Raw genomic sequence first — 11,488 nt, 5'->3', positions numbered from 1 at the left:
CAATTCATCTTAGGAAGTGTTGTATGAATAGTAGACTACAGTCTGACTGTGAACATTGTTTTGGGTTATGTTGTGTCGCTTTGCCGTATGCCAAATCAGCAGATTTTGCTTTTGATAAAGATAGCGGAGTGCCTTGTCGCAACATGTCTTCAGATCACCATTGCAGCATACATGAACATCTGAGAGATAAAGGGTTTAATGGGTGTGTTGCATATGAATGCTTTGGCGCAGGACAACAGGTCTCTCAAGAAATCTTTAAAGGAAGGAATTGGAGAGAGAACCCGGAGTTATCGAAGACAATGTTTGCAGTATTTCCTATCGTCCAACAATTGCATGAGATGCTTTTCTACTTAAATCAAGCGCTAGAACTAGAAGAAACTCACTCTATCCGCAATGAATTGCAAGGCGCTTTTGATACCCTTGTATCTCTATCTAATCTGGGTCCCCAAGATATTCTCAAAGTAGATGTGACAGCCCATCGAGAAACCATAAATCAGTTATTACTTGCAACCAGTGAATTCGTTCGAAAAGATTACATTCAAAATCATAAGAAAAACAAGCTGCGCAGGGATTTTTTAGGTGCAAATTTAAGAGGGGCTAACCTACGAGGGTCGAATTTTAGAGGGGCATTGCTAATCGCAGCTAATTTGCGGGACGCTGACCTGCGGAAGGTAGACTTCATTGGTGCAGACTTAAGAGATGCGGAATTATCAGGCGCCAATCTTACGGGAAGTATTTTTCTGACACAAGCTCAAGTTAACTCGGCAAAAGGGAATCCAGATACCCGACTACCTCATTATTTAAACGTTCCTGCTCATTGGTTATCTTCTTAATGAAAATCAAAATAGCCTCCGCCTATCGGCGTGAGCATAAGATATCCTCCCTTTGTCTGCACTGTCTTCATCTAAAGTTCAACTTCTTATTATCATATATTCTGATAACTTTATCTTGAAATAGCTGTAGCTTGGCTTCAAAGCTATCCCTATTACGCTCAAAATCCCTCGTCCATTGATACATCTTTTTTAACATCGTAAAATCCGATTTATAATGACATTTTTCTATACCGAGATTTTGCTTAACGAACCGAACGAATATCCTGATTCTGCGTTTCCATAGCGGGGTATCCAGAAATATAATGGTGTCTGCCATCTCATATAGACATTGATAGGATTCGCGATCCGTCCCTTCGAATATCCACTGTCCGTCTTGATCAATATCCATAATCACTTCAAGCTGCTGATCTGTTGTACGTTTAAATCGTCCCGCTGACGTCTGGTGATGAACAATAGAATCCAGCTCATACCAAGGAATATTCATTTTTTCAGATAATCGCTTGGCTAATGTTGTTTTACCACTCGCTACAATTCCAATGATAAAAACCTTTTTCATAGGATTTCCTGATCTCCTTATTCAGCCGGTTGGCGGTTTGGTAGGGTTGGTCGTTGTTATGATAACGCTACCAAATCCTGTTCGTAAGTTCAATGCCTGTTGCTCTAAAAAAAGCCAACAACGAAGCGTGCAGCGCTCCAGTTGTTGGCTTATAATGACACTATTTCTCTCTAATTGTCTGTCTTATTTAGACTGATCTAACATGTTCAGCAGGATGATTACTGCCTCTGCTCTTGTAGTTGGCACCTGTGGGTTGAAAGCATTAGTACCCGTACCCTTAACGATCCCGAGTTCCTTCAGTGCTTCCACTGCAGCTTTCGACCAAGCTGGAATGGTTTTGTCATCTGCGAAAGATGTCGCCCCATTCCCTGTAGTCGACAATTGGAGTGCCTTCGCAACCATTACTGCCACCTCAGCGCGTGTAACCTTGTCATTCGGACGGAAAGAACCATCCTCATAGCCATTAATAATACCCGCTTGTACCGCTTGAGCAACAGCACTTTGAGCCCAGGTTCCGATCTTCGCCGCATCCGTGAACGTCAGCTTCGCTCCTGCTTCTTGCGGCTTCAACGCATTCATCAGCATCACGGAGAATTCTACGCGTGTCACCGTATTCCCTGGTTTGAACGTTCCATCCGTATAACCGTTGACAATTCCCAAACCTACGGCCTGCTTGATCTTCGCCTCAGCCCAGTGCCCGGAGATATCTTTAAGAATGATCTCTGCTGGTGTTGGTACAGGCGTTGGTGTAGTATCCGCAACTGCATCCACTGCGAATACTGCATACTTCGTGAAGTGATCTACGTCTACCACGATGCGATTGTTGACAATCTTACCACCCTCGACTTTGACCCATTCTTTCTTAACTTCATCATAGTAGAATACGGCCACGGTCTGATTGTTCTTCAGACTTGTAGAATCGAAAGCAAACGACAGACTGACTTTCTTACTGAAGTTCTCCGAGAAATTCTTCAAGATTTCGAATACAGGACTGACCAGAACCTGCTGCGAGGTTAGAAGACCTTGTGTATTCGTTAATTTACTGATCGTAACGTTAAGTTCTCTTAAAGAAGCCCCAGCAGGGATCGAGAGCAGAACCTCATTGTTCAAGCTAACCTCGCCTGCTGCTCCGGAAGGCAATGTGAGCTTACCGTCAGTGTATTTTACGTTGGCTGGAGGTGCCGCAATATTGCCAGCGTTTTCGTTCCCGCCGCCGGTTCCATTGTTGCTACCGCTTCCGTTATCGCCACCGTTCCCTTTGTCACCACCGCTTCCGCCACCGCCGCCGTTCCCTTTATCGCCACCGTTTCCGTTGTCGCCGCCGCCATTACCACCATCTGGCGGTGTAGTTGAACTGGTTGCACGCGTCACCGTAACAAGATAGGTCTTGGTCGTGCCATCTTGTGCAGTAACCAGCACGGTGATCGTATTCGTCCCTTCATGAAGTACAAGGGCTTCGCTCGCTTCACCACTCGTAACAATAGCTACCGGACCGTTATTCACACTAACCGATACGGATGCATTTGCTGCTGCAACAGTTGGTGTAAGCTTCAAGTTCGATACAGATTGACCTACTTCTGCACTGTAGCTTACTTTGTCTGCTGCAAATGAAGGATTCAGCGTGCCCTCAGACAGCGTTAATCCGCTTAGATCTGCCTGACTGGATGCTGCTTCTCTCGCTACGATGACGGTATACGTCTTCGTTGCACCATTCTGAGCGTTAACAACCACCGTGATCATATTCGCTCCAACGTTCAACGCCAGCGCTTCACTGGCTTCACCACTCTTAACCACGCCAGCCGATTCGCCATTGACACTGACAGAAATCGCTGCGTTTCCATCCACTACAGCTGGTGTGACCTTCAAGCTAGATACGTCATAACCCACTGTCGCATTGTAGCTGGTTGTACTTGCTTCGAATTCCGGGCTGAGTGTACCCTGGGACAAGCTTAATCCTGACAAATCATTGTTGGCAGAAACCGACGGGAAGGCCGGTAATGGAGTCGCTACCCCTTTTGTTCTGCTCGTACCGTCGCCTAATCGGTTATTATCGGCAGCTCCCCATGCCCATAGCTTGCCATTGCTGGATACCGCAAAGCTGTCTTCGTTCCCTACAGCAATCGCACTAATATCGCTTAAATAGCTTGTACCCGTGCTATCCTTAACCTGCACCGGGAGGTTCATATTTTCCACAGCACCGTCGCCTAGTTGACCGTTCCAATTGCCTCCCCACGACCAAACGCTTCCATCACTTGTTAGTGCCAGCGTATGACGCGCTTTATCAGACTTTATCGACACAATATCCCTTAAATAATCTGTGCCTTCATGATCTCTTACTTGAACCGGAACACTTGTATTACTCTGAGTCCCATTGCCAAGCTCACCATTCCCATTGTATCCCCATGTCCAGACCGTTCCGTCATTTTTCAATGCCGAGCTGGAAAGCGTACCTACTGAGATCTTTGTGATACCGCGTAAAAGTCCCCCCTGGTTGTCTTTCACTTGTACTGGGAAATTTCTATTTGAAAACGCCGTACCATCGCCTAATTGGCCGTACCAATTGTATCCCCAAGCCCAAACTGTACCATCTCTCTTTAACGCCAAACTATGACTCGCTCCGGCCGCAACCGCAATAACATTGTCCAGACCTTGTAACTGTACCGGACTAATCTTGTTAATATACGTACCGTCTCCTAACTGACCATTCCCATTATATCCCCACGACCATACGGTTCCATCGTTCTTGACTGCCAGACTGTAATTACTGCCTGCTGAGATCTTTGTGAACCCGCCAACAGCAATCCCCTGAGTGTCTTTCACTTGCATGGGTACTGCGCTATTCACTGTCGTACTATTACCTAACTGGCCAGCCCAATTGGTTCCCCATCCCCATATTGTTCCGTCATTCATCAGTGCCAGACTGTAATTGTCACCGGCTGCAACTTCATAGACAGCCCCCGTCACAGATGTCTGTACCGCTGTGTCGCGCATCTCATTCGTGCCATCTCCTAATTGACCGATAGCATTATCGCCCCACGACCAGACCGTGCCATCCTTTGTGACTGCAAGACTGTGCTCAGACCCGCCTGCTACCGTGTAGACAGAGTCGGTCACTGTCGCTTGTACTGGGAGGTTTTTGCTAAATGTCATGCCGTCACCATGATATTCACTTGTCCCCCACGTCCAGACCGAACCATCTTGCTTCAATGCCAGGCTGCTTGTATTTCCTGCCGCAATCGAAGTCGCCCCTGTCAATCCCGTTAGTACTGCAACGTTACTTGATGTTCTTGTACCATTTCCTAGTTCTGCCTCATTATTGGATCCCCATGCCCAAACTGCACCATCATTTTCACTAAGCGCCAAGCTGTGATTATAGCCCGCTGAAATCTTGGTGATGCCGCTCAAAGCTATTCCCTCGCTGTCTTGAACCTGAACGGGGTTGCTCTTGTTATTTCCCTGTGTTCCGTCTCCTAGCTGACCACTCCAATTGGCTCCCCACGCCCAGACCGTTCCGTCACTTTTCAACGCCAAGCTGTGGTTCGCTCCTGCTGAAATCATCGTGATATCGTTAAAATCTGTCCCGTTGTTGCCTTGAACTTCAACAGGGGTGTTCTTGCTAATAACTGTTCCATCTCCTAGCTGACCATTCCAATTGGCTCCCCACGACCATACCGTTCCGTCACTTTTCAGTGCAAGGCTGTGGCTTTCTCCCGCTGAGATCATCGTAATGCCACTTAAAGGTATACCTTCGCCATCTACAACCTCTACCGGGTTGTTTCTATACTCCTCTGATGTACCGTCCCCTAGTTGACCATTCCAATTGGCTCCCCACGACCATACCGTTCCGTCACTTTTTAACGCCAGGCTGTGGCTCTGTCCCGCTGAGATCATCGTAATGTCTCTTAAAGGTATTCCTTCGCTGTCTTGGACCTGTACGGCGGAATTCTTATCATTCTCTGTGGTTACGCTAAACGAAAAGTCTAAGTCCCCCTCGTTATCCCCCCATGACCATACCGTTCCATCACTTTTAAGCGCCAGACTATAACTATTACCTGTAGCAATCTTAATAATGCCGCTTAGGGCTTCTCCACGGCTGTCTTGAACCTGTACGGGTGTAGTTCTATTTTCATATGTTCCGTCTCCTAGCTGACCATCCCCATTGTATCCCCACGACCATACTGTCCCGTCGCTCTTTAAGACCAAGCTGTGCCCATCTGATCTTGCAATATCCACAGCGTACGGCAATCCCGCAGCCGAAGCCGCTCCAGCCCACTGTAGTGGCATCATGGATACGACAATGGTGAAGCAAATGAATAATCTCATATAATTACTGAATCTTTTCAATCTGATCTCTCCCCTACTATGTGTTCATTGCTCTTTGTCAATAAAAGACACAATTTCGACTTTATTCAACAACGCTATCCCTACTATATCTTTATTCTTCCTGCAAAATAACTACCCGTTTGGGGGGGATTTTACGATAAAGCTTCATCTCTGTCGGTTTATTCCAACAAAAAAAGGAACCCGCCTCCTCATTCGGAGACAGATTCCTTTTACTGATAGCCTTAAAAACTATGGTTTCATATCATTCACACGAGTTCTTTAATTTGATGCAGCGCTTGTACCCGATTGTTGACGCCAAGTTTTCTGTATATATTTTTAATATGAAACTTTATCGTTTCCACGGTGACACTCAGGCTGCCGGCGATTTGCTTATTCGACAATCCTTTGGCTATCAATTGCAGTACCTTCGTTTCCTGCTCTGTCAGGAGGTCTTTAGAGGGTAGTTCCTCTTCCAGATTGACATTCATGGATTGCAGCAACTTCTTAACGTAAGACAAGGAAACGAGACTGTCGCTTTCAAGTGAATTCCCTTGCTGTATCTTCAAATAAGTAGTTAGCATTTCTGCCATGAGCGGTCCTTCATCCACAAAGCTACGGATGTATCCCTCTGGTTCAGCCAGGTGCAATGCAGTCTCCAGTTGAAAGAGAGCTGCCTCCGTTTGATCCGAGCTTTGAAGCATGACACTCTTCATAATAATTACCTTGATCTGATCGCGGAGCCTATCTTCTCTAACTAGTAAATGTTGCAATGCCTCCAAGAGCTGCAGCGCTTCATCCGTCCGTCCATCCATTGCAATGACCCTGGCCAAAGTAAGATATTCTGCGATCCGATTCATGGAGACCTCATCCGTAGGCGTTAACCCACATCTCTGTTCCCAGTCCAGTGCCTCTTCCAGCGAGCCTCGCTGAAGAGATAAACCGGCTTGCTCTGCTTCAATTCTTAACATAAATAAATCATAGTCAGGGGAACTGATCTGCCGCTTCAACTGGATGAGCAGTTCAGCGGCCCGCTGGGAATTTCCTTTGGCTTGTTGAATCCTGGAAGCACTAATGGCAATCTGAATCAACTTACGGGCGAACGGCTCCATATCCTTACGGCCTAGAACCTGATTTATGTACTCTTCCGCCTCATCCAAGCGATTCCATTCATACAGTAATTTACTGTACGAAGCATATAAGTAACCTACAAAGGGGTACTCTTTTTTATGGCCCCAGATTGAAATCCATTTTAATAGGAAGGCATCCGCTGCATGAAGATCGTTGATAAAGCTCAAATGATCATCGAACAATTCATACCCTTGATAGCGATTACGGCCCATCGTTTGAAAAAAGCTGCCCTCCGGTATATATTGTTCTACCAACTCGAAGTACGCCGAGGTTCGCTCCAGATCCTTGCGCAGATAAGCGGTCACCGAGCACCAAAAGTAGATATTGCCCATGATCTGCTTCCATTCACTCTCATCCATGCTGTCCCGCAGGGCTTGAAAGCGGCTCGTGGCTACCTCTACTCTTTTGAACGCTGCTTGCCATTCTCCAACACCCAATAATACGGATATATAGAAGAGTTCGATCATCGGTTTATCTGCAAAAGAGTCCTCTGGCAACACAGATACCCAGCGAATCAAGAATACACTCTTCGACTGTACCAGCGTATACAGGTTCTTCTCAATCAATCTCACGGCATCCTTGGCTTGCTTACCCTCTATGTAATGCTCGACGGCCTCTTCTTCAAATCCGTGATCTTCGAGCCACTTCGCCGCGCGAGTGTGCACTTCAATCCATTTGTCCGGCTGGGTGTTGAATAATATTTGCTGCAGAAAATCAGAAAGCAAATGATGATACCTGTACCAATTTCGTTGATCGTCTAACGCGATTACGAATAAATTCAGCTGCTCCAGTCTCTCCAGTTGCTTTTGACCATTCAGGTGGCCCGTTACGGCCTGGCACAAAGAAGCATTCATCCGACTCAAGATCGAAGTTTCCAATAGAAAAGACTGAATAGGCTCAGCAAGATGGTGAAAGACCTCTTCCAGCAAATAATCAGAAATATGATGCTGTTGACCGCTAAATTGCTGAATGGTCTTAGCAATATTATCACTACACTTGAGAGAGATCGCTGCGAGTTGTAAGCCGCTGATCCATCCCTCCGTCTGATCGTGCAACTCCGTTACCTGCTCTTTGGTCAGCATTAGTTCGGTTGTTTCCCGAAAAAAAGCAAGTCCCTCCTCCAGTTGAAACCGCAAATCCTGCATGAGCACCTGGTGCAGCTCCCCTTTGGCCAGTAGCCTGGCGGTAGAAATCATCAGATCGGTCCGACTGGCTATAAAGAGATGAATATGTGAAGGCAAATGCTCTATTAGATAGGTCAAGGACTGGTGAATCGAAGGCAGCTCAATAACATGATAATCATCTAAAATAATCACAAGCTCATGGGAAAGGTGATCTAGCTCATTTAATAACACTGACATTGCCGGCTCCAGTGTCCCCGCAGGTCCGTTGTTAATCACATTCCCGATCGCTTGCCCAAAACCAGGAATATTCTCCTGAATGGAGGCCAGAAAATATCTCCAGAACCGAATCCAGTCATTATCCTGCTTATCCAGTGAAACCCATGCAACCCTGTTGCTGCTTTGTTTTACCCACTCACTTAAAGCTGTCGTTTTTCCGTAACCCGCCTGTGCTGAAATATGCGTTAACTTGGCGTTCATTCCTTCATTAAGCTTACTTATCAGCCTTGAACGAGACACCAAAGTGTTACGCCCTTGAGGGATATGAATTTTTGTACTTACAATCAATATAAATTCCTCCGGCTCTTGTTGCGAATATATAGATAAGGAATCGACGCTGGTACGTAATACCTAATCGCCTAAAGTCAACGTAATATATCATATTATAACAGATCAAATAGTGTTTAAACATAAACTAGAGCTCTTGATATAGGAACTCCCTCTCATATAATGGATGTAATTGTCGCTTAGCGAAGACAGCAAAAAGCAGCCCTAAGTAGATTAGGACTGCTTTTCTTGTTCTATTATTATTATCGTGAACTAGTCTGTTCGGAACCGGCGTCTTTTCTTGTTCCATACCTTGATCCATAAACGCATTTCGTCATCCCGAAACAACCGAATGCCAACTAAATTTAAAGGTGTCCAAATTTCATTGAAATAATAATTAGGCATTGCTCTTTATCTTTACCTAAAATACTAGTGAGCTATACTAGGTAAATTATCCTATATTCTCCTCAGACACTTCCCTTCATTCCTCCTCGCTTTTTGTTAAGATTTATATTGCAACATAATCTTCTTTTAAAATACTATAAATCTCCAAATCCACAATCCCTTTACCCGCCCAAAGACTCGCCTGTCTAAGCTTACCCTCTTTCACGAAGCCTCTCTTCACCAAGACCTTCTTGGATGAATCATTTCGGGGCATCACTTCTGCCTGAATTCTGTTCACGTTGACATCGACAAACAGGAAATGAAGCAATATTTTCACAGCAGCACTGGCAATACCCTTGCCCCAATGGGCCTCATCCAAAAAGTAACCAATCGTCACCCTATTCACCTTCTGATTAAAATCGAAGGCTTCAATAATTCCCAGCAAGCGCTCAGGCTCCGCATTAGCGAAGATCCCCCACTTGATCTTTGATCGCTTGTGAAAATCTCTGGCAAAATGCCCGATCATGTTGCTCACCGTGTTTTTGTTATGCTTGGGGAGGATGCCGCAGTATTCAAACACCTTATCATTGCTGTAGATTCCAAAAACATCGTCCACGTGGAGTTCTTCTATCTTTTTTAATGTCAATCCATCGGACTTCAGCACGGGAAACTCCCCAAAAACCGCCTCAAGGTTCATTCCGTCACCCTTTTCAATGTTTTTCTGTGTTAGACGAATTTAAGATATGGACGTAAGGCTCCATCGTCACTACGGTGGAATATTTGGACTTTTGGTCGTTGTTGTTCCCAGATTTCTTCTTTAATAACCACTTCTAGCGGTTGAAATCTGAGAACAGCCTATGCTTCCGATGCGAGCTTTCCTATGGAAAGCTTTTAGACGAACGCTGCGCTCCTACAGTTCCAAACCTCCCCCTTCGTTCCTTTTCGCTTTTGTTACTTTCTTTTATTCACCTTTTTATTTCATCTATGTTTAATCGGAACATATAAATCAACCTTCACTTTCCCTTCCGGGTCCTGCGCAGGATCATTCAGACAGAGTTCCAGACAGGGACGATCGTCGGCCTCATACTGACTGTTGGGCAGCCAAAGGCTGAACACATTTTGATAAGCCAGCACGAACCTTTCTACAGTATCGTGGTAGGGATACACAGCATACAGTCCACCCGACAATGTCTGGAATTGGATGTGCGGGGCATGCCCGTGCTGCTGAAATCCGCTGGGCAATGTGACACAGGCATCGTACCGGCAGGCCATTTCATCTGTGAAATTCAAATCATCCCTAGATATGCCGATAAAAGAGTGCTGCCTGGGTGTCAGTCCTTGCTGACTTGCCCAATGCGCCAGCTTATCCCATGCATCCCGCGTATCCAGGTAGCTCCCGCTATGTCTAACATACGCCACCTCATATCCCGGCAATTCTCGAGTAGTGATCATGTTATCCCAAACCCTTCTGAGGAGTGGATTACTAGTGTTACAGTTATTGTATAATCCCACAGGAGGTAATTCTTCTTGCTTATTGCTAAGGATTGCTGAAAAATTGCTATTTTTCCTGGCACGGCTCTGAACTTCGCTTGGCGTCAGTCCATAATGCTTCTTGAAGAGTGCATTGAACGCCGATACCGACTCAAACCCACACTGAATTGAGATTTCCAGAATCGTCTTACGGCTGCCCTCAGCCAGCAACTGAACAGCTTTATGTAAGCGTTCTCTATTCACAAATGCCACCGGAGTCATACCGACTCTGGCTGTAAAGATTCTTGTAAAATGATACTTCGACAAATGTGACACACCCGCTAATAGCTCCAGATTGAGCTTTTTATGGCTGTTCTCCTTGATATATTGAACGACATGGTCCATTCTATCTTGCTCATTATCCCTCATGTGCTAACCGTTCAATACCCGAAACAATTAGTCGAAGTCCAGTGTTAAACATACGATCCGAGCCCAATTCCTTGAAAAGACCGTTCTCATACATCCGCTTGATCACCTGAGTCTTCTCCTCCGGAAGCTGCTCCAGCGATTGTCTGAATAAGACTTGCGCCCCTTCCTGACCCTCTCCCAGCATCGACAGATCCACCTTCCGCTGCTCATACTTGTCTAGTTCAAAAGAAATCACGTAATTGAGTAAACAGGCCGCCAAAGCAAATTTATCACTCTCCTCAATAAGCAGAGGGTCAATGATTTTCAGCAATGTGTTGATTACGGCCAAGTAATCCGGGTCCATAGGAACGGTCCTCATCCATAGCTGGGCGGAACAAGGATATTTATTTAAAGTGTTCTTGATACACGTTGCAAAATGTGTAAGCTGTTCCTGCCACGGGCCTTCTAGCGTCGCCGAAACCAACGCTTCCTTGGCAACTTCGTTGGCAAGCGCTTGAAAGATGCTCTGCTTGTTTTTGAAATACCAATATAGAGAAGGAGCCTGAATATTCAGCTCATCCGCCAATTTCCGCATGCTGAATTCCTCAATACCAATACTACCCAGTAACGCCCATGCCGCTGTAATGATGCTTTCTTCCGTAATCTGCGGTCGCTGTTCTCTCTTCACTCTCATAATGGTCCCACTCCTCTCACTCTCT

At 45.7% G+C, this 11,488-nt stretch carries 7 protein-coding genes; 1 reads left to right on the top strand and 6 read right to left on the bottom strand.

What is annotated here, in order from left to right:
- The first annotated feature begins 23 nt into the window (after window positions 1-23).
- The gene (locus ACFVRY_RS25200; protein WP_387503023.1) at window positions 24-833 is read left to right on the top strand and encodes a pentapeptide repeat-containing protein; all 810 of its coding nucleotides are present in this window, start codon (window positions 24-26) and stop codon (window positions 831-833) included.
- Between the two features lie 67 nt (window positions 834-900).
- Here the strand turns inward: ACFVRY_RS25200 and ACFVRY_RS25195 are convergent, their stop codons facing one another.
- The 6 genes from ACFVRY_RS25195 to ACFVRY_RS25170 form a co-directional block, all read right to left on the bottom strand.
- Window positions 901-1,389, bottom strand: coding sequence for a P-loop NTPase family protein (locus tag ACFVRY_RS25195; protein ID WP_387503022.1), 489 nt, complete (start codon window positions 1,387-1,389; stop codon window positions 901-903).
- A gap of 183 nt (window positions 1,390-1,572) precedes the next feature.
- Window positions 1,573-5,733, bottom strand: a complete 4,161-nt coding sequence (locus ACFVRY_RS25190; protein ID WP_387503021.1) for an RCC1 domain-containing protein — start codon at window positions 5,731-5,733, stop codon at window positions 1,573-1,575.
- Window positions 5,734-5,978: 245 nt separating this feature from the next.
- On the bottom strand, window positions 5,979-8,528 hold the full coding sequence (locus ACFVRY_RS25185; RefSeq protein WP_387503020.1) for a winged helix-turn-helix domain-containing protein: 2,550 nt from the start codon (window positions 8,526-8,528) through the stop codon (window positions 5,979-5,981).
- Window positions 8,529-9,015: 487 nt separating this feature from the next.
- Complete coding sequence (locus ACFVRY_RS25180) at window positions 9,016-9,588, bottom strand: GNAT family N-acetyltransferase (RefSeq protein ID WP_387503019.1); 573 nt, start codon at window positions 9,586-9,588, stop codon at window positions 9,016-9,018.
- Window positions 9,589-9,869: 281 nt separating this feature from the next.
- Window positions 9,870-10,790 carry an AraC family transcriptional regulator gene (locus ACFVRY_RS25175; protein ID WP_387503018.1) on the bottom strand — a complete coding sequence of 307 codons (921 nt, stop codon included), beginning with the start codon at window positions 10,788-10,790 and terminating at the stop codon, window positions 9,870-9,872.
- Window positions 10,780-11,463: a TetR/AcrR family transcriptional regulator gene (locus ACFVRY_RS25170; protein WP_387503017.1), complete on the bottom strand. Its 684-nt coding sequence runs from the start codon at window positions 11,461-11,463 to the stop codon at window positions 10,780-10,782. The genes ACFVRY_RS25175 and ACFVRY_RS25170 overlap by 11 nt, the downstream gene beginning before the upstream one ends.
- Window positions 11,464-11,488 lie beyond the last annotated feature (25 nt).

Origin of the sequence: Paenibacillus sp. NPDC057934 (genome assembly GCF_042887565.1) — a bacterium.
Classification (GTDB): Bacteria; Bacillota; Bacilli; order Paenibacillales; family Paenibacillaceae; genus Paenibacillus_AQ.
The sequence above is the reverse complement of the archived record's forward strand: the minus strand, read 5'-3'. Positions and strand labels throughout refer to the sequence as shown.